Consider the following 19,317-nt stretch of genomic DNA (forward strand, 5'->3'; position numbering starts at 1 on the left):
TCAGCCTGCTGGCAGAGCGAAGATCTCGCGAAGTTCGGCCACGCCGCGAAGCCGATGGCGGCCGAGGCTCACGGTAGCGCGGCCGCAGGAGCGGGCGAAAGGCTCCGACATCAGGATCGCGTGGCCGAGGGTCCCGCACAGGGTCTCGAGCCGCGCGGCCTCGTTCACGGCAGGCCCGATCACCGTGAAATCGAGCCGACTTCCGGCGCCGACATTGCCGTAGAAGACCTCGCCGCGATGCAGGCCGACCTTGAGGGCGAGAGACGGCGCATCGGGGTGGTGGCGATTGACCTTGTCGTTCTCCGCGATCGCGCGGCAGGCGGCGTTCAGCGCCTTGACGCAGGCGAGTTCCGGGTCGGCAGACAGATCGATCGGGAAGGCGGCCAGGATCCCGTCTCCCAGGAACTTCAACACCTCCCCGCCCTCCCGTTCGACGGGCTCGACCATGGCCGCGAGATGCTCGCCGAGACGCTCGATCAGCCCTTCCCCGCCCGTTTCGGAGGCGGCCGTGAACCCGGCGAGGTCGGCCATCATCAGGGCAGCCGGAACGCTCTCGCCTTTTCCGCGCCGGGTCTCGCCGTTGAGGATGCGCAGCCCGGCATCGTGGCCGAGATAGGCGCCGAGCACGTCCACGGTCATGTCGAACAGCGCAAGCCGGTAGGCCGCGAGCGCGAGCACCGGGACGAGCTCGTTCAGGAGGGCCAGGTCATCGTTGCCGAAACCCTCCGGGGCGTCGCTGCAGGCCGTGAGGGCAACGCCCTGGACGGCGAAGACCGCGCTCGCCCCGAAGGCGACGATGTGGGCCGCGTAATCCGTATGGCCCTCCTGCCGGAGCGCCTCCAGGAGACGGTACCCTTCCGTGCCGCCTTCGGCTGCGATCCGCCAGCGATGGCGCATCTTGCCGCTCTCGAGGAGGTGTTGCACCGGACTTCCGGCGAAGTCATTCGGGAAACGATCGTGCTCGATCGTCTCCCGAACAGCGTTTTCGCCGCGCCGCCAGGTCAAGTTGATGGCGCGCCATTCCGGGCTGATGGTCGGGAGCGCCATATACGCTCGCGACAGAGACAGGCCTCCGGCCGAGAGACGTTCGGCGAAGCCCTGCAGCAGTTCGGTCAGGCTGCCGCCCTGGAGCCCCTGGCCGACGATCCAGGACCGGATCTCGGCCACGAGGCCGTCGGTGGGGTCGCTCAAAACCCGCCGGGCCGCGTCGAGCCGCCCCGTTCGGAGAACAGGCCGGCGAGTCCATCGCGGCTCGCCGGAGCGACACCGCGCTCGGTGATGATGCCGGTCACGAGCCGGGCCGGCGTCACGTCGAAGGCAGGGTTCGCGGCAGGGCTGCCCGGGGCGGAGATCTGCACGGTCACGATCTCGCCCGTCTGGCTCCGGCCGGTCATGTGGGTGACTTCGTCGGCGCCACGTTCCTCGATCGGGATCTCGGCCACGCCGTCCTCGAGCGCCCAATCGATCGTCGACGAAGGCAGCGCCGCATAGAACGGCACACCGTTGTCATGCGCGGCCAGCGCCTTGAGATAGGTGCCGATCTTGTTCGCGACGTCGCCCGTGGCCGTGGTCCGGTCGGAGCCGACGATGCAGAGGTCGACCCGGCCATGCTGCATGAGGTGGCCGCCGGCATTGTCGGCCACGATCGTGTGGGGCACGCCGTGCTGGCCGAGCTCGAACGCGGTGAGCGCGGCGCCCTGGTTCCGCGGCCGGGTCTCGTCGACCCAGACATGCAGGGGCACGCCCTCGTCATGGGCGACGTAGACCGGCGCGAGCGCGGTGCCCCAATCCACGGCCGCGAGCCAGCCCGCGTTGCAATGGGTGAGGACGTTCACGGTTCGCCCGGTTCGCTCGTGCGCCGCCCGGATCAGGGCAGCGCCGTGCCGGCCGATGGCCTGGCAGGTCGCGACGTCTTCCTCGGCCATCTCGGCCGCGAGACGGGCGGCGGCGGCCACGCGGTCGTTCACCTCGGGGCGGCGCAGCTCCGCCGCCATGCGGTCCAGCGCCCAGCGCAGGTTCACGGCCGTCGGCCGCGTCGCGGCGAGCGTGTCGACAGCATGCGCGATCCCCTCGTCGGAGGCATCCTCCCGCATCGCGAGCGCGACCCCGTAGGCGGCCGTGACGCCGATCAGCGGCGCGCCCCGCACCACCATGGTCCGGATGGCCAGGGCCGCATCGTCGAGCGTCGCGAGAGGCCGGACGACGAAGTCGTGAGGCAGCCGCGTCTGGTCGATCACCTCGACGGTGTGACCGTCGTCGGCGAGCCAGATTGTGCGACGGGGTTGGCCGGCGACGTTCATGGGACTCTGCTACCGCCGTTGCGCTCCCGGCCGCTCACGGCCGGGGCCGGGCGAAGCGATCGAGCGTTGATGCGCCGTGGGCCGGGACATCGCGCACGTTCCGGGTGACTAGGGCCGCCATCCAGGCCAGGATCGCCCCGTGCGGCCGCAGCCTGGGTAACTCCGACACGAACTTGCCGCCGAGCAGGTACATCCCGCTACGCCGAGGGCTCGGGCCGACGTCGCCGGAAAGCGCCGCGAGGTGGCGTGGACAGCTCCGTCCGAGGTGCCTCGGCCAGAAGCAAGTCCTTGAGCGTCTTTCGGGTGAAGCGGTCGCCGAAGCGGGCCTTTGCATCTTGAACCGGGCAATCGGGCATGACGCACTCTTTCCCAACTCGTCAGCAACTAGTCTTCTGTCAGGCTGGACGCAACGAGTCAGGACCACGCGCGCGCCGGCTCTCAATGCCCCTCGAAGCTGATCAGGCTGCGCACCTCGACGCCGTCGGCCCGGAGCTTGTCGGCACCGCCCAGCTCGGGCAGGTCGATGACGAAACAGGCGGCCACGATCTCGGCGCCGATCTGGCGCAGCAGCTTGATCGCGGCGCCCGCCGTGCCGCCGGTCGCGATGAGGTCGTCGACCAGGATGACGCGCTCGCCCCGGACGAGCGCGTCGGCATGCATCTCGATCACGTCCTCGCCGTATTCGAGCAGGTAGGAGACCTGCACGGTCGTGTGGGGAAGCTTGCCCTTCTTGCGGATCGGCACGAAGCCGGCCGAGAGCTGATGCGCCACCGCGCCGCCCAGGATGAAGCCGCGGGCCTCGATCCCGGCGACCTTGTCGGCCTTGCCGCCCGCGAAGGGCTGGACGAGTTCGTCGACCGCCCGCCGGAAGGCGCCGGCATCCCCGAGCAGGGTCGTGATGTCCCGGAACATGATACCGGGCTTCGGATAATCCGGGATCGTGCGGACGATGTCCCGAAGGCTTCTCACCACATCTTGGCTCATGCGATTTCTCTCGGCCGGGAGGATAGACCGGCGACTGGGGGCCGCACCGTGCGGGCGGCGCGCAAAATCGGGGCCGCGGAGCCGTTCAGGCGACCGACGAAAGGGAGGGCGACAGCACCCGGCCGGCCACGGCGTCGAGCTTCGCGACGACGGCGGGATCGCGCGCGGCCGGCGCGGTCATCACGGCGTGTTCGAGCGCCCGGTGCGAGCCGGCCGGGCAGGGCTCGCGCTCGGCCGGGAGGTCGCGGGCGACGCGCGCAACGAGGCGGGCGGCGTTCCCGGCATTGGCACGCGCCACCGCGATCACGTCCGAGACCTCGACCGCGTCATGGGCCGGGTGCCAGCAATCGTAATCGGTCACCATGGCGACGGTCGCGTAGGTGATCTCGGCCTCGCGGGCGAGCTTCGCCTCCGGCATGTTGGTCATGCCGATGACGTCGTAGCCCGCCGCCCGGTAGGCCAGCGATTCCGCGAGCGAGGAGAATTGCGGCCCCTCCATGCAGACATAGGTGCCACCGCGATGCACCTCGATCCCCTCGGCCGCCGCCGCTTCGGCGAGGCGCTGCTGCAGTCGGGGCCCGACCGGATGCGCCATCGAGACATGGGCGACGCATCCCGCGCCGAAAAAGGAACTTTCGCGCCGGCAGGTCCTGTCCACGAATTGGTCGACGAGCACGAAACGTCCGGGCGGCAGCTCCTCCCGGAAGGAGCCACAAGCCGAGATCGCGACCAGGTCGGTCACGCCGGCCCGTTTCAGGACGTCGATATTGGCCCGGTAGTTGATGTCCGAGGGGGACAGCCGGTGCCCGCGTCCGTGCCTGGGCAGGAACACGACTCTGGTCGAGCCGATCCGGCCAATGCGGAGGAAGTCGGAGGGCTCGCCCCAGGGAGACGCGATCCGCTCCTCGGCAACGTCCTCAAGACCCGGCAGGTCATAGACGCCGGAGCCGCCGATCACGCCGAGTATGGCCTGGGTCATGTCACTCTCTCTTCGTCATGGCCGGGCTTGTTCCGGCCATCCCGCTCATAGCGGCGACGCGACATGATCGGGGGTGGCCGGAACAAGCCCGGCCATGGCGCATGACGGAGAGAAGGCTCAGCCCGTGGGCCCGAGCGGTGCCGTGCCGGGCAGGCCTTCGGCCTCGCCGCCGACCTTCGCCCAGACCTTCTTTTTCGCGTACCACATGCCGGCGGCGAAGACGGCGAGGAAGATCAGCACCATGAAGCCGATGCGCTTGCGAGCCTCAAGGCTCGGCTCGGCCGCCCACATCATGAAGGCCGAGACGTCGCGGGCATATTGATCGATCGTCTCCGGGACGGGCGACTTGCCATCCGGCCCCTTCGGGTATTCGACCTGCCCGTCAGCCGAAAGCGGCTTCGGCATGGCGATGACGTGGCCCGGGAAATACTTGTTGTAGTTGCCGCCCGCCGGCACCTCGAATCCCTGCGGCGGATCCTCGTACCCCATCAGGAGCGCCCGGATGTAGTCGACCCCGTGCTCCTGGTAGGCGAGGAACGGTAGCGCGTCGAAGACGAACCAGGGGAAGCCGCGCTCGAAGCCGCGCGCCTTGGCGAGGAGCTGCATCTGCGGCGGCGCCTTGCCGCCATTCGCGACCGCGGCCGCATTTTCGTTCGGGAAGCTCCAGGGGATGGTGTCCGAGGGCCGGGCCGGCCGCTCGAACATCTCGCCGGCATCGTTCGGGCCGTCCTGCACCTTGTACTCGGCGGCGAGCGCCGTGATCTGGGCGTTCGAGAATTGCGGGCCGCCATTCTGGGCCAGCGTCCGGAACGGGATCTTGAGCCAGTGGCAGCCCTGGCAGGATTCGCGGTACACCTTGAAGCCGCGCTGAAGTTGGGCCCTGTCGAAGGTGCCCGTGATGCCGGAGAAGGTCCATTTCTCGCGCGGCGGCTGCGGCGTCTCTTCCGCCGCACGGGCCATCGGGCTGCACGCCAGACCGAGGGCCAGGGTCGCTGCGACCGCGAACGCTCGTATCATCGTCATATGTCTCGGATCCACGCGCGTCACGGTCAGCCCTTGATCGACGGTTCGGCCGTCGCGCCGGCCGGCAGACCGGCTCCGCCCTTGCGACCGAGCACCGTCTCCAAGATCGAGGACGGCAACGGCTTCGGCGTTTCGAACAAACCGAGAAGAGGCAGGACGACGAGGAAGTGCAGGAAGTACCAGGCCGTGCAGATCCGGGCCGCGATCACGTAGCCACCTTCCGGGGGCTTGGCGCCGAGCCAGCCGAGCAGCACGCAGACGATGCAGAAGACCCAGAAGAACTGCCGGTAGAGCGGCCGGTAGCTGGCTGACCGTACCCGCGAGGTGTCGAGCCAGGGCAGAAAGGCCAGGATCACGATTGCGCCGCCCATGGCGAGCACGCCGCCGAGCTTGTCCGGGATGGCGCGCAGGATCGCGTAGAAGGGCAGGAAGTACCATTCGGGCACGATATGGGCCGGGGTCACGGACGGGTTCGCGGGCACGTAATTATCGGCGTGGCCGAGATAGTTCGGCACGTAGAACACCCACCAGGCGAAGAACATCATGAAGATGATCGTCGCGAACACGTCCTTGATCGTCGCGTAGGGGGTGAATGGCACGGCGTCGCGGCCGGACTGGATCGGCACGCCGGTCGGGTTGTTCTGACCCGTCACGTGCAAGGCCCAGACGTGGAGGACCACGACGCCCGCGATCATGAAAGGCAGCAGGTAATGCAGGGCGAAGAAGCGGTTCAGGGTCGGGTTGCCGACCGAATAGCCGCCCCAGAGGAGCGAGACGATCATGTCGCCGACGATCGGGATCGCCGAGAACAGGTTCGTGATGACGGTCGCGCCCCAAAAGGACATCTGGCCCCAGGGCAGGACATAGCCCATGAAGGCAGTCGCCATCATCAGCAACAGGATGATCACGCCAAGGATCCAGAGGATCTCGCGCGGCGCCTTGTAGGAGCCGTAATACATGCCCCGGAAAATGTGGATGTAGACCGCGATGAAGAACATCGAGGCGCCGTTGGCGTGCAGGTAGCGCAGCAGCCACCCGTAATTCACGTCGCGCATGATGTGCTCGACGGAATCGAAGGCCTTGGTCGCCTCCGGCACGTAATGCATCGCGAGCCAGATGCCGGTCACGATCTGCACGCCCAGCATGAAGATCAGAATGGCCCCGAAGGTCCAGAAATACGTCAGGTTGCGGGGAACCGGGAAGGCGATGAACGACGAATGGACGAGGCCGCCGATCGGCAGCCGACTTTCGAACCACTTCGCGAAGGCGCTCTTCGGGACGTAGGTGGTGGCATGCTCGCTCATGACGTCGCCTTGATTGTCTTCACGCGGCCTTCGCAGCAGTCTTTGTTTCCTCGCCGATCCTTACCTTGGTGTCGGAGACGAACGTATAGGGGGGAACCGGCAGGTTGATCGGTGCCGGCCCGCCCCGGACACGGCCGGACGTGTCGAAGATCGAGCCGTGGCAGGGGCAGAACCAGCCCTTGAATCGCTCGGTGTCCTGGTTCGGCACGCAACCGAGATGGGTGCAGTTGCCGTAGACGACGAGGAAATTCGCGTGGCCTGCCTTGACGCGGGCCGAGTCCGGCTGAGGGTCTGGCAGGGAGGCGAGATTGACATCCTCGGCGGCCTTGATCTCAGCGTCCGTGCGATGGCGAACGAAGATGATCTTGCCGCGCCAGAACACCTTCACGATCTGACCCGCGGCGATCGGGCCAAGGTCGACATCCACGGGCGCGCCGGCCGCGATGGTCTCGGCATCCGGCGACAGGGCGGCGACGAACGGCCACGCGGCGAAAGCCGCTCCAACCGCACCTGTCGCGCCCGTCGCGATGAGAAGGAAGTCGCGTCGCGTCGCGTGAGGGGCTGCGGCGGCGGTCGTGGCCAAAATTGACGCTCCAGACGGTCCGAACACGAGCTTCCCGCTGGACCGAATGGACCGCTCGGAAGCCTGAAAAAGGCATCTCCGTCAGACCACCCACCGGCATCGTGGCGCAATGCGACGGAGGGTCGCCCGGCGCGGTCTTTGGCATGGTTCAAAAGCAGTGTCCACGCCGGCGCCAGAGCGCGAGGCGAGTCTCGCACGGGTGTTGCCAGGACCGAACGCCGCGGTGTGCCGTCGTCGTCGCAGAGCCCGTTCTGGACGCCGCCCATCGGGCAGGGACGGCCGCTGCGATCGACCCTAGTATCGCTGCAGGGGCGGAATCGGCTCCCGCCCCTTGGACGATCCGTCAGTTGGCGACGGCCCCGGCGGCCTTCAGCACGGGGGTCCAGCGCGCGACCTCGGTCTCCACCAGCGTCTGCAAGGCCTGCGGACCCTGGCCCTTGGCGTCCGGGATCACGGCGCCGAGATCGAGGAGGCGCTTCCGCGTGGTCTCGTCGGCGAGCGCCGCCCTGAGCGCCGCGACGAGCTTCGCGTTGACATCGGCCGGAAGGCCCTTGGGGGCAAAGACCGCGTTCCAGGCAGACACCTCATAGGCCGGAAGGCCGGCCTCCTTCGTGGTCGGGACGTCGGGCAAAGCCGGCGAGCGCTCCGGCGTCGCGATGGCGTAGGCCTTGATGTTGCCGCCCGTGATCTGCGGGGCGACGTTGACGATCTGGTCCGTCATGAAATCGACCTGGCCGGACATGAGGTCGTTCAGGGCCGGGCCGGTGCCCCGATAGGCGACGAGCGTCGGCTTGATCCCGACCACCGAGTCGAAGAGGACGCCGGTCGAGTGCGAGACCGATCCGACGCCGGCCTGGGCCTGGTTCATCTTCTCGGAATTCTTCTTGAGGTGATCGAGGAAGCCCTTGAGGTCGGCGGCCGGAAAGTCCTTCCGGGCGACGATGACGATGGGCGTACCGGCCGCGAGGCCGATCGGGTCGAAGCTCTTGGCCGGGTCGTATTTGAGGTTGGGATAGAGGGCCGGGGCGGCGCCGTGCGTGCCCATGTGGCCCATCATCAACGTGTAGCCGTCCGGCGCGGCCTGCGCGCCCCGGATGATGCCGGTCGTGCCGCCTGCGCCGGCAACGTTCTCGATCACCACCTGCTGGCCCATCGTGCGGGACATGTGGTCCCCGACGATCCGGGCGATCACGTCCGTGGGTCCACCGGCCGCGAACGGGACGATCATGGTAACGGGGCGCGCGGGATAACCCTGGGCCAGCCCGGCACCCGCCATCGACACAAATCCGACGGCCGCAATCAACGCTCGCTTCAAACCCGTTCCTCCCGAATCATTCTCGCTTCAACGTGGGATGGATCGCGCGAGGAACAAGCCGCGCGGGGGCAATAATGCCTTCGTCTTTCGGGTAAGCCGTCAGGCTTCGGTAAAGACCTCGTCGCGGCTCTTCCGGATGGAGGGCAGGAGCGCGATCGCCAGCAGGACGATAGCGACGAGGAGGAGGCCGGCCGAGACCGGGCGCTCGATGAAGGTCATCATGTCGCCCCGCGAGATGATGAGCGCCCGCCGCAGGTTCTCCTCCATCAGCTTGCCGAGCACGAAGCCGAGAAGCATGGGCGCGGGCTCGAAGCCGAACTTGATCAAGGCGTACCCGACGACGCCGAAGCCCGCGATGAAAAACACGTCCGTCGGGAGCGAATTGATCGAATAGATCCCGATGCAGCAGAACATCAGGATGGCCGGGAACATCAGCCGATAGGGCACCTTGAGGAGCCTCACCCAGATCCCGATCAGCGGCAGGTTGATGATGAGCAGCATCAGGTTGCCGACCCACATCGACGCGATCATGCCCCAGAACAGGTTCGGGTTCTTGGTCATGACCTGCGGACCCGGCACGATGCCGTGGATGGTCATCGCGCCGACCATGAGCGCCATGACGGCGTTCGGCGGAATGCCGAGCGTCAGCAGCGGGATGAAGGAGGTCTGCGCGCCCGCATTGTTGGCGCTTTCGGGGCCGGCCACGCCCTCGATCGCGCCCTGGCCGAAGCGGCGCGGGTCCTTGGCCAGCTTCTTCTCGACCGTGTAGGACGCGAATGGCCCGAGCACGGCGCCGTTCCCGGGCAGGATACCCAGCGTCCCGCCGATGAAGGTCCCGCGAAGGATCGGCATGGCCGAATCCTTGAAGTCCTGCAGGTTGGGCAGAAGCCGCCCGATCGTCTGCTTCACGACGTCCCGCGTCTCGGTGTGATCGAGGTTGCGCAGGATCTCGGCGATGCCGAAGAGGCCCATGGCCAGGACCGCGAAGTCGATCCCGTCCGACAGGAATTGCAGACCGAAGGTCATGCGCTCCTGCCCGGTCTCGAGATCCGTCCCGACGGTCGACAGCAGGATGCCGAAGAAGATCATCGCGCCGGCCCGGAGGATCGAACCGCGCGCCAGCACGACGGCGAAGACGAGGCCCATCACCATGAGCGAGAAATATTCCGCCGGGCCGAAGATCAGCGCGAGCTTGGTCAAGGGCGCCCCGAGCGCCGCGATGGTCACCGTCGCCACGCACCCCGCGAAGAACGAGCCGATCGCCGCGATCCCGAGCGCGACGCCGGCCCGGCCTCGGCGGGCCATCTGGTGGCCGTCGAGCGTCGTCACCACCGACGTCGCCTCGCCCGGAATGTTGACCAGGATCGCCGTCGTCGAACCCCCGTATTGGGCGCCGTAATAGATGCCGGCCAGCATGATCAGCGCGCCGACCGGATCGAACTTGAAGGTGATCGGCAGCAGCATCGCGATCGACGCGACGGGGCCGACGCCGGGCAGGACCCCGATCAGCGTCCCGACCAGGCAGCCGACGAAGCACAGGAAGATGTTCATGGGCAGCGGTACGACGCCGATCCCTGGAAGATCGACCGGCACCATCGCGAAGACGACGCTGAAGCCGAGGCTCAGGTTGCTGATCAGATCGCCCATCGCACCATTCCGAACTCGCGAGGATGTCTTGGCTCGAGCATCAAACCTGGCCGGAATGCTCGTGCGCGACGACGTCGACCGGCTCGCGCGCCGGGTGGCGACGGTGCCCGACGAGCCAGACCAGGATCGCCGCCGCAAACAGCGCCGCGGAGGTCGCCCTGAGGCGATCGTCGCTCGACCAGCCGCTCGGATAGAGATCGGCGAAACGTTGCGGATACATCGGGATCGGCAGGTTCAGGGCATCGCCGAACAGCATCATGCAGGAGCCCGTCAGCGCCAGGGCCAGGATGAGGAGTTCCCGGGGGCGAACCTCGGGCGTGGCGAAGCCCGAGACGAAGATCGCGAGCGGTCCCGCGATCAGGAGGCCGAGGGTCGGGATGTTCACGAAGCCAAGATCGTAGCCCCGGATGGCGATACCGAAGGCCGTGATCGCAAGGACGACGACCCCCGGACCCCTGAGCGAATAGGGTTCCAGACGACTACCATGGCGAAGCAGGCCCGCCAGGACGAGGGCGATCCCGCAGAGCCCGACCGCGATGGCCAGCCAGCGGGGCAGCATCGCGGGCCCCATGGACCGGAGCGTCCCCTGCGGGAGGTCGCGCGTCAGCCAGATCGCGAAAGCCGCGAGCGCGACCAGGATGAGCCCTGAAACGAGGCTTTGCGGGCCGCGGATGGGACCCGGCGGCGAGCCGGTGCGGTCGGCATCTGCCGTCATCTCGTGCTCCTCCCGGCCGTCGTGCTGTGTTCAGCCCGCCTTGGCGCTGCGGGCATCCGGACGCTCTTGTGCACGATGTCTCAGCCCGATCAAGAGGAGCGGTCTCGCGCCCCGGCTATTCGAGCCGTGCTCCCGCGGCCTTGACGGCCGCTGCCCATTTCACGTGCTCCGCCCTGACGAAAGCCGTGAGCTCGTCCGGGCTCATGAGCTTGATGTCCCCGCCGAGATCGGCGAAGCGCGCTTTCAGCTCCGGCGTCTCCAGCACTTTCCGGACCTCGGCATTGAGCTTCGTGACGATCTCGGGCGGCGTGCCTTTCGGCGCGAACAGCGCGAACCAGCTCGTGGCGTCGAACCCCGCGAGGCCGCTCTCCTGCAGCGTCGGCACGTCCGGCAGCGCAGGCGAGCGCGTCGCCGATGTCACGGCGAGCGCCCGCAGGTTGCCGGCCTTCGCCTGCTCGATGCTGGACGGCAGGTTGTCGAACATGACGTCGACCTGACCGCCGACGAGATCGTTGATGGCCGGACCCGAGCCTCGATACGGAACATGCGGCATCTCGACCCCGGTCACCTGTTTGAACATCTCGCCCGAGAGGTGGATCGAGGTGCCGTTGCCGGAAGACGCCATGTTGAACTTCCTCGGCGTCGCCTTCGCCTCCGCGATGAAATCCTTGACCGTGGTCGCCTTCACGTTCTTCGGGTTCACGACCATCAGGTTCGGCACCCCGGCCGTGTAGGCGACCGCGGCGAAATCGGTGAGGGGGTCGAACGGCATGCGAGCGTAGAGGCTCGCATTGATGGCGTGGGTCCCGACCGTGCCCATGACGAGCGTGTAGCCGTCGGGCGCCGCTTTCGCGACGGCGTCCGCCCCGATATTGCCGCCGGCGCCGCCGCGGTTGTCGATGATGAATTGCTGGCCGAGGCTCTGGCTCAGCTTGTCTGCGACCAGACGGGCGAAGATGTCCGTCGTGCCGCCGGCCGCGAAGGGCACGATCACCCGCACGGGACGGCTCGGATAGGTTTGCGCCTCGGCCGCCAGCGAGGCGAGCAGCACCAATCCGCCCGCAATGATCGACACGACAGCCTTCATAAGGATCCTCCCTGGAGCGCCGCCGTCACGGACGCGGTGCTCGGTTCCGGCGACACTGGCGAATGGCATGCGCCGGCGCAATCCTACATTCGGCGGTCGCGCGCCCCGCGCCGCCTGCGCCAGCCCGCGACCGCGATCGGCACGAGGGCCACGATCCCGAGCGCGGTCAGCGTCGCGTAGATCCGTGGCGAGGCGAGGTCCGCGATGCTGGTGACACGACCGATCTCCTCGCCCAGGCTCACATAGACGAAGGTCCCGGGCATGCGCCCGATCAGCGTCGCGAGGACGAAAGTGCGGAGCGGCAGCCCGAAGAGGCCGGCCGCGACGTTGACGGCGAAGAAGGGGAAGACCGGAACGAGCCGCATCGCCAGCAGGTAGCCGAAGGCGTTGCGGCGGAGATCCGCCGAGATGGTTTCGTAGATCGGGCCGAGCCGGGCGCGGACGCGGTCGGCAAGGCTCGTCTGGGCCGAGAGCCGGGCCAGGCCGAAGACCACGACCGCGCCGGCCGTCGCCGCCAGCAGGATCGCGGGCGTGCCGACCCAGCGGCCGAACAGGAAGCCCGCGATCAGGCTCATCGGCGGGCCGACAGGCAGGGCAGACGAGATGATCGCGAAATAGACGGCCATGAAGAGGACGAGCGACAGGAGCGGCTGCGCCTCGACGACGCCCTTCAGGGCGTCGCGCCGCGCCAGGATCGCGTCGGGCTGCCACAGCTCGGAGCCGGCCACGAGATAGGCGGCAAGGCTGGCGACGAGCGGGATCGCGAGGAGCAGGAGAGGGCCGAAACGACGGATCACGCTGTTCGCGCCCCGCGGCGGTTTCGGACTGCGTCGCCTTCTACGCGGTCCGGTGACGGATCGGCAACGACGTTCCTCAACCGTTCCTGAGGCCCGGCCCGATATCAATGCGAGCGTCAAACGACAGGAGCGCTCATCATGGACCCGGCCACGTTCCCGCAGGCCGATCCGCTCCTGATGGCCGCGCTCGTTCTTGCCGCCTTCGGCACTGCCGCCGCCCTTCTCCTCCTCCGCAGCATCGGCCCGTTCCTCAACCTGACCTGGTCATCGCGATCCGGCAACGGTCCGGCGGATCATGCGCCCTCTTGTCTGCCGGAAGAGGCCGCCTGCCGGGTAATCCTCGACAACCTGCCCGACCCCGTCGTCCTCCGCGATCTCCGGGGCCGGATCGTCGGCGCCAATCGAAGCTACACGCGCCTGTCGGGCGGCCCGCATCCTGCGGCTGCGGCCGAGCCGGTGCGGGTTACGGAGGAGGCGCTCGAGACCTGCGAGGGCGGTCGCTGGATCTCCTGGTCCGAAACCCCGATCGAGATCGAGGGTCGCCGCCACCGGCTCCTCACCGGCCGGGAGGTAAGCGAGAGCGTTCGGGTCCGGCACCGGCTCGAAGAGGCGCGCGCCCGGGCGGAATCGGAGAGCGAGGCGAAGTCACGCCTCCTCGCGACCGTCAGTCACGAGTTCCGCACGCCGCTGAACGGGATCCTGGGCATGACCCGGCTCCTCGTCGAGACCGGGCTCAACGCGGAGCAGACGACCTACGCCAATGCGGTCCGCAGCTCGGCCGAGGCCTTCCTCACCTTGGTCGAGGAGATCCTCGACTTCTCGCAGATCGAGGCGGGCCGCATCGACTTGGCCGACGAGCCTTTCGAGATCGCGGCGCTGGTCCAGGGCATCGTGGAGCTGCTCGCGCCGCGTGCGCAGGGCAAGGGCACGAATATCGCGGCTTTCGTCGCGACCGACGTGCCCCGGACGGTGAGGGGTGACGCCGACCGGCTGCGGCAGGTCCTCTTCAACCTCGCCGGCAATGCCGTGAAATTCACGGCCGAGGGCGGGGTCGGGATCGCGGTGGAGCGCGGAGCCGGCGATCTGATCCGCATCGTGGTCGAGGATACGGGCCCGGGCATCGCGGCCGAGCGTGCTGCCATCGTGTTCGAGGAATTCGAGACCGGCGAACACCGCGGCTCGGGCGAAGCGGGGTCCGGCCTTGGTCTCGCGATCACCCGGCGCCTCGTCGACCGGATGGGCGGCCGGATGGAACTCGACAGCGTCGTCGGAGAAGGTTCGCGCTTCCGGGTCGAACTCGCGCTTCCGGCCGCCTCGGATGAGGACGGGCCGGCGCTGGCCAAGGCCGCCTCTTCGCAGCCGGAGCGGAGCCCTGGAGCGGTCCTCATCCTGTCCGGCTCTCCCTACGAGGGCCCTTATCTCGCTCGGACGCTTCGGGAGGCCGGGATCGAGGCCGTCGTGGTGACGGAGCTCGAACAGGCGCTCGCCCGGATGGCGGCACGCAGTTTCGCCGTCCTGATCGCGGACCACGCCTTGCCGGATACGGATGCCCGGGTGGCGGCGAGCGAGGCCCACCGGCACGGGATTGCGCGCAGCATCGTCCTCCTGTCCCCCTTCGAGCGGCGCGATGTGGGATCCCCGCACGCGGCCGGGTTCGACGCCTACCTGGTGAAGCCGGTGCGGCCCCGATCCCTGTTCGAGCAGCTCGGCCCGCGCGACCTCGCGCCGGTCGCGACCCGACCCGCTCCGGCGGCCACCGACGCTGCAACGTCGCGAGGACGCGCCGTCCGGATCCTTCTCGCCGAGGACAACGAAATCAACGCGCTCCTGGCTGTGAAGGCGCTGGAGCGGCTCGGCGCCCTCGTCGAATGGGCCCGCGATGGCCGGGAGGCCTGGGAACGGGCCGAGGCCGCCATGGCCGGCACGGACCTTCCATACGACCTCATCCTGATGGACGTTCGGATGCCCGGGCTCGACGGCATCGAGGTCACGCGCCGGATCCGGGCGCGAGAGGCCGAAGCCGGGCGTCCGCGCGGGCGCATCGTCGCCGTGACGGCGAGCCATGTCGGTGCGGCCGAGGCCGAATTGCGGCAGGCGGGTTTCGATAACGTCCTGGCGAAACCCTTCACCTTCGAGGACCTGGCCGCGGAACTCTCGAGCTGCGAGGCTGTCGCTCCGTTAGCCCAAGCGTCCTGACAAGGACCTTCCGTCACACGATTGTTCTGCCCCGTTGCGATAGGGAGCAGAGTTCGCCGGATTCGGGGTCCGCTGGACCAGGTCCGATCGGCTGGAGAATAGAGGTTATGCCGCAGACGAGGCGAGTGGACGCGGAGGGCGTCGCGGCTCGCTTGCCTGTGATCCCGCCGCTTGCAGGCGGTTCAGCATGGTGGACTCCGGGTATACGGGTACGGGGCACCTTCCCGACCAATCCGGCCGGGCCGCTCGGCCGGTCGGGTTCGCTCGAAGTCCGGCTCGCGACGAGCGCGAAAGAGATCCGGCGTGCGCAGCGGCTTCGCTACAAGGTCTTCTTTGAGGAAATGTCGGCCGTACCGGGGCCGCTCGCCCGCCTGTCGCGCCGCGACACCGACGCCTACGACCCGATCTGCGACCATCTCGTGGTCCTCGATCATGCCGTGCCGAGGAAACCGTTCCGGGCACCGAAGCCGAAGGTGGTCGGGACCTACCGCCTGCTGCGGCGCGACGTAGCGGATGCGCATGACGGCTTCTACTCGGCCGGCGAGTACGACATCGAGCCGCTGCTGGCCGCCCGGCCCGGCGCGCGGGTGCTGGAACTCGGCCGATCCTGCGTGCTCCAGCCCTACCGGACGCGGAAGACGGTCGAGCTCCTGTGGCAAGGTCTCTGGGCCTATGTCCAGGCGCACGACATCGACGTGATGATCGGCTGCGCGAGCCTCCCGGGCACCGATCCCCGCCGGCTTGCCTCCGAGTTGAGCTATCTCCACCACCACGCCCGCTCCCCCGAAGCGTGGCGGGTGCGGGCGCGGGCCGATCGGTTCACCCGGATGGATCTCGTCCCGCGCGACCTCCTGGACGCGAAGGCCGCCTTCAAGGCGCTGCCGCCGCTCGTGAAAGGCTATCTTCGCGTCGGCGCGACCTTCGGCGAGGGCGCCGTCGTGGATCTGGAATTCGGAACCACGGACGTGTTCGTGGTGATGCCGGTCGCGGCCATCCAGGGACGCTATGTCGACCATTTCGGCCCGGCCGCGAACCGGCGCGCCGCCTGATCCACATCACCCCTGCGCGGCCGGGTCTCCCGGTCGGAGTCCGCGCAAGCCTTCGCGGTAGGTCGGAAAGGCGAGAGCGACGCCGAGTTCGTCGCGAATGAGGCGGTTTCGGACGCGCTTGTTCTCGCCCCAGAAGCTTCGGGCCATCGGCGAGAGCTGAGTCTCGTCGAACGGCGTCTCCGGGGGCGGCGCCACGCCGGCGAGGTCGGCCGCGTATGTGATGACATCCTGCGGCGGAGCCGGCTCGTCGTCCGTCACGTTGTAGATCGCCCCGGCGCGCGGGCGGTCGAGCGACGCCTCGAGCACCGCCGCGATATCCTCGACATGGATGCGGTTGAAGATCTGACCGGGTTTCACGAGCCGCTGCGCGGTGCCGGCCGCGAGCTTGTCGAAGGCGCTCCGTCCCGGCCCGTAGATGCCGGCGAGGCGGAAGACCTGCACGGCCTTGCCGCTCTCGCGGCCGAGACCGAGCCAGGCCTCGTCCGCCGCGAGCCGCCAGCGCGAGCGCCGGCTGACCGGACGTGGCGGCGTGTCCTCGTCGATCCAGGCGCCGCCGTGGTCGCCGTAGACGCCGATCGTCGAAAGATAGCCGATCCAGCCGAGGCGCGGCGCCGCGGCGATCTCGCGCCGGAAACGCCGCAGCACCGGATCGCCGTCCTCGTCCGGCGGGATCGACACGAGGAGCGCGTCCGCCCGGGCGATGTCGGCCGCTAGCGCGTCCTCCTCGCCCGGTAAGAGCCGGACCGCGAGACCGTCTCGGGAGAGATCGCCGGCTTTGCTCCGAGACCGAACCGTGCCGACGATCGTTTCGAATCTCGGCCGGACGCGAGCGACGAAGGCCTGTGACGAATAGCCGAGGCCGAAGCAGAGAAGGTTCATCGGAATATCGTCGTCTCCGCCTTCAGGTCGCGTCCGCCGTATAGAAGTCGCAAGATCTCGACCTGCTCGGCATTCACTCGGAACGCGATGGTAACCCGCCGCCTGAAGCCGATGATCCTAAGACCCGGCAACAGGTCGCTCCGCGTCGTCCCTTGCTCCGGCACATCGGCGAGCCGTTCACACCGGTCTCGCAGACGTGTGACATAGCGGAGAGCGATAAGGGGCTGGCCGGTGCTTTCCGCGATGTACCGGTAGAGTTGGGCGAGGTCTGCGGATGCGGCAGGGTTCAGGATGACCCTAAGCGTCACGCCCGAGCCGCTTCATGTCCTCGCGGTAGAGCGCCTCAACTGCCGCAAAGGCTTCCGCGAGCGGCACGCCCGGGCGAGGATCGTCCAGCGCTTCCTGAAGCTTCTCTCGAAGCTTCGCGTCGAATGCCGAGTCATGGTAGTGGCGAGCGATGACAAGCGCGGCGTCCGCCTGCTCTTCCAATCGATCTCCGGCCCCATCTATCGCTGGCCCGGATTCGCCCGGCACCAGATCCGTCTCGATCTCGACCGCAAGTTTCGACGGCACCGTCGCATCTCCTGTGTGCCCCGACGCTACACCGACGCCGATGCCACGTGAACCGACAGCGAACAGGCTCGTCCACTCGTCGCGGACCTGCGGGTCCTGCTCCATCTCGCGTCGTGGGCGCCCAACCTCCTCGATGCGATCCGCCGAACAGAGCCGTCCGACCGCCCAGACGGCCATGGCCCGGACGAGCGGCGAGGGATCGTCGAGCAGCCGCTCCGCCTCTTCGGCCAGCGCCACTTCGCCGGAATTGCCGATCGCGATCAACACGTTGCGGATTACGCGGTCGCGGCCGGTCCGTTTCACCGGCGTGCCGGCGAAGCGGCTGCGGAACGCGGCATCGTCGAGCCGGGCCAGGTCGCGCAATGCCGGGGCGGAGAGGTCCTCTCGAAACGCCATGCGCGTGTCACGCGCCGTCTCTGCGAACTTGTTCCACGGGCAGATCGCGAGGCAATCGTCGCAGCCGAAGACGCGGTTTCCGATGGCCGGGCGGAACTCCACTGGAATGTGCCCCGCATGCTCGATCGTCAGGTAGGCGATGCAGCGCCGGGCATCGAGACGGTAGGGGGCGGGAAAGGCGTCGGTCGGGCAGATGTCGAGGCAGCGGGTGCAGGAGCCGCAATGGTCGGGCTCCGGCGCATCGGCCGGAAGCTCGGCCGTGGTGAAGATTGCGCCGAGCAGAAGCCAGGATCCGTGCTCGCGCGAAACCACGACCGAATGCTTGCCCGTCCAACCGAGCCCTGACGCGGCCGCGAGCGGCTTCTCCATCACGGGCGCGGTGTCGACGAAGACCTTCACGTCGGCGCCGCCGCGCTGCGCCAGGAGGCCGGCCACGTCCTTCAGCCGCCCCTTGATCACGTCGTGGTAATCGCGGCGCGCCGCGTAGGCGGCAACGAGGCCGCGGTCGCGTCGGGCCAGTCCCTCCAGCGGATTGCCGGGCGGCGCATAGCTGAGGCCCAGCATGACGATGCTGCTTACCTCGCCCCATAATTGCCGCGGGTCGGCGCGGCGGCCCGGATCCGCCTCCATCCAGCCCATCGAGCCGTGATGGCCTTCGCCGAGCCAGGCGGCGAGGCGCACTGCCGCTTCGGGTGTTGCGTCGGGCGTGGTCGTGCGGACGAGGTCGAAGCCGAGCGCATGGGCGCGCTCGACGACGACCCGCTTGAGGTCGGCGCCGGCTAGAAGTCGAGATCCGCGTAATGGCTGGGCGGCGTCATGCCGGGGACCCGGTCGGCCAGGAGCGAGCGGAAGGCCGGACGCGATTTCACTCGGGCGTACCATTCCTTGGCCAGTTCGTCCTCGTCCCATGGCACGTCGCCGAGGTAGTCCGCACAGGACAGATGGGCGGCCGCCGCGAGATCCGCATAGGTCATGTGGTCGCCCGCGAGCCAGTTCCGGTCGGCGCACAGGAAGCCGATATAGCGCAGGTGATAGCGCATGTTCGAGCGCGCCGCCCGAATCGCGCCGGCATCGGGTGCCTCGCCCGAGAAGCGCTTGATGATCTTCTCCGTGACGAGATAACCCGTGACCTCGTCGTAGAATTTGGAATTAAACCATTCGAGCAGGCGGCGAACCTCGACCCGGCCGGCCGGATCGCCGGGCAGGAGCCGCCGGCCGTTCATGCCGAGCCCGCGGGTCTCGTCGAGATATTCGGCGATCACCCCGGCGCCCGGGATGGCGATGTCGTTCTCGAGGAAGACCGGCGTCGTGCCAGAGGGGTTCATGCGGAGAAAGCCCTCCTCGCGCGCCCATGGCCGCTCCTCGGAGATCTCGGGCTCGAGGCCCATCTCGCCCATGGTGAGCCGGACGAAACGGGAATGCGGACAGAACGCGTAATGGTGGAGAATGGCCATATCGGAGTGGTTCTGGGCTCGGCTGAGGCGCGACTA

Annotated in this window: 17 protein-coding genes and 1 pseudogene; 2 read left to right on the forward strand and 16 right to left on the reverse strand. The window is 68.3% G+C overall.

Going from position 1 to position 19,317, the window contains the following annotated elements:
* From ACFE87_RS05700 to ACFE87_RS05755, 12 genes are all read right to left on the reverse strand, one after another.
* Complete coding sequence (locus tag ACFE87_RS05700; protein WP_375458650.1) at window positions 1-1,191, reverse strand: adenylate/guanylate cyclase domain-containing protein; 1,191 nt, start codon at window positions 1,189-1,191, stop codon at window positions 1-3.
* Window positions 1,188-2,300: an S-methyl-5-thioribose-1-phosphate isomerase gene (mtnA, locus tag ACFE87_RS05705; RefSeq protein WP_375458651.1), complete on the reverse strand. Its 1,113-nt coding sequence runs from the start codon at window positions 2,298-2,300 to the stop codon at window positions 1,188-1,190. Before mtnA ends, ACFE87_RS05700 begins: the two co-directional genes overlap by 4 nt.
* A gap of 438 nt (window positions 2,301-2,738) precedes the next feature.
* A complete protein-coding gene (locus tag ACFE87_RS05710) occupies window positions 2,739-3,284 on the reverse strand; it encodes an adenine phosphoribosyltransferase (RefSeq protein WP_375458652.1) in 546 nt (181 codons plus the stop codon).
* Window positions 3,285-3,369: 85 nt separating this feature from the next.
* Window positions 3,370-4,263: an S-methyl-5'-thioadenosine phosphorylase gene (locus tag ACFE87_RS05715; RefSeq protein WP_375458653.1), complete on the reverse strand. Its 894-nt coding sequence runs from the start codon at window positions 4,261-4,263 to the stop codon at window positions 3,370-3,372.
* Between the two features lie 117 nt (window positions 4,264-4,380).
* Window positions 4,381-5,280, reverse strand: a complete 900-nt coding sequence (locus tag ACFE87_RS05720) for a cytochrome c1 (protein WP_375458707.1) — start codon at window positions 5,278-5,280, stop codon at window positions 4,381-4,383.
* A 32-nt stretch (window positions 5,281-5,312) separates the two neighbouring features.
* Complete coding sequence (locus ACFE87_RS05725; protein WP_375458654.1) at window positions 5,313-6,590, reverse strand: cytochrome bc complex cytochrome b subunit; 1,278 nt, start codon at window positions 6,588-6,590, stop codon at window positions 5,313-5,315.
* 19 nt (window positions 6,591-6,609) lie between these two features.
* Entirely contained in the window at window positions 6,610-7,173 is a 564-nt protein-coding gene (gene petA / locus ACFE87_RS05730) for a ubiquinol-cytochrome c reductase iron-sulfur subunit (RefSeq protein ID WP_375458655.1), read from the reverse strand.
* A gap of 343 nt (window positions 7,174-7,516) precedes the next feature.
* Window positions 7,517-8,449: a tripartite tricarboxylate transporter substrate-binding protein gene (locus ACFE87_RS05735; RefSeq protein WP_375458656.1), complete on the reverse strand. Its 933-nt coding sequence runs from the start codon at window positions 8,447-8,449 to the stop codon at window positions 7,517-7,519.
* 138 nt (window positions 8,450-8,587) lie between these two features.
* Window positions 8,588-10,135: a tripartite tricarboxylate transporter permease gene (locus tag ACFE87_RS05740; RefSeq protein WP_375458657.1), complete on the reverse strand. Its 1,548-nt coding sequence runs from the start codon at window positions 10,133-10,135 to the stop codon at window positions 8,588-8,590.
* A gap of 40 nt (window positions 10,136-10,175) precedes the next feature.
* The gene (locus ACFE87_RS05745) at window positions 10,176-10,850 is read right to left on the reverse strand and encodes a tripartite tricarboxylate transporter TctB family protein (protein WP_375458658.1); all 675 of its coding nucleotides are present in this window, start codon (window positions 10,848-10,850) and stop codon (window positions 10,176-10,178) included.
* Window positions 10,851-10,965: 115 nt separating this feature from the next.
* A complete protein-coding gene (locus ACFE87_RS05750; protein ID WP_375458659.1) occupies window positions 10,966-11,937 on the reverse strand; it encodes a Bug family tripartite tricarboxylate transporter substrate binding protein in 972 nt (323 codons plus the stop codon).
* Window positions 11,938-12,020: 83 nt separating this feature from the next.
* Window positions 12,021-12,734, reverse strand: coding sequence for a TVP38/TMEM64 family protein (locus ACFE87_RS05755; RefSeq protein WP_375458660.1), 714 nt, complete (start codon window positions 12,732-12,734; stop codon window positions 12,021-12,023).
* 138 nt (window positions 12,735-12,872) lie between these two features.
* Here ACFE87_RS05755 and ACFE87_RS05760 point away from each other — a divergent pair, with 138 nt between their 5' ends.
* Complete coding sequence (locus ACFE87_RS05760) at window positions 12,873-14,930, forward strand: response regulator (protein WP_375458661.1); 2,058 nt, start codon at window positions 12,873-12,875, stop codon at window positions 14,928-14,930.
* A gap of 107 nt (window positions 14,931-15,037) precedes the next feature.
* A complete protein-coding gene (locus ACFE87_RS05765; RefSeq protein WP_375458662.1) occupies window positions 15,038-15,979 on the forward strand; it encodes a GNAT family N-acetyltransferase in 942 nt (313 codons plus the stop codon).
* A gap of 6 nt (window positions 15,980-15,985) precedes the next feature.
* On the opposite strand, the gene ACFE87_RS05770 is transcribed toward ACFE87_RS05765, so the two are convergent.
* The 4 genes and pseudogenes from ACFE87_RS05770 to ACFE87_RS05785 all read right to left on the reverse strand — a co-directional run bounded on the left by ACFE87_RS05770 (window position 15,986) and on the right by ACFE87_RS05785 (window position 19,281).
* Window positions 15,986-16,858, reverse strand: coding sequence for an SDR family oxidoreductase (locus ACFE87_RS05770; protein ID WP_375458663.1), 873 nt, complete (start codon window positions 16,856-16,858; stop codon window positions 15,986-15,988).
* Window positions 16,855-17,166, reverse strand: a complete 312-nt coding sequence (locus ACFE87_RS05775; RefSeq protein WP_375458664.1) for a type II toxin-antitoxin system RelE/ParE family toxin — start codon at window positions 17,164-17,166, stop codon at window positions 16,855-16,857. Before ACFE87_RS05775 ends, ACFE87_RS05770 begins: the two co-directional genes overlap by 4 nt.
* Before the next feature lie 331 nt (window positions 17,167-17,497).
* A pseudogene (gene queG, locus ACFE87_RS05780) lies at window positions 17,498-18,709 on the reverse strand (tRNA epoxyqueuosine(34) reductase QueG); the annotation flags it as partial.
* A complete protein-coding gene (locus ACFE87_RS05785; protein WP_375458665.1) occupies window positions 18,607-19,281 on the reverse strand; it encodes a glutathione S-transferase family protein in 675 nt (224 codons plus the stop codon). The pseudogene queG and the gene ACFE87_RS05785, both read right to left, overlap by 103 nt.
* Window positions 19,282-19,317 lie beyond the last annotated feature (36 nt).

It is taken from the genome of uncultured Enterovirga sp., assembly GCF_964242715.1.
GTDB lineage: Bacteria > Pseudomonadota > Alphaproteobacteria > Rhizobiales > Beijerinckiaceae > Enterovirga.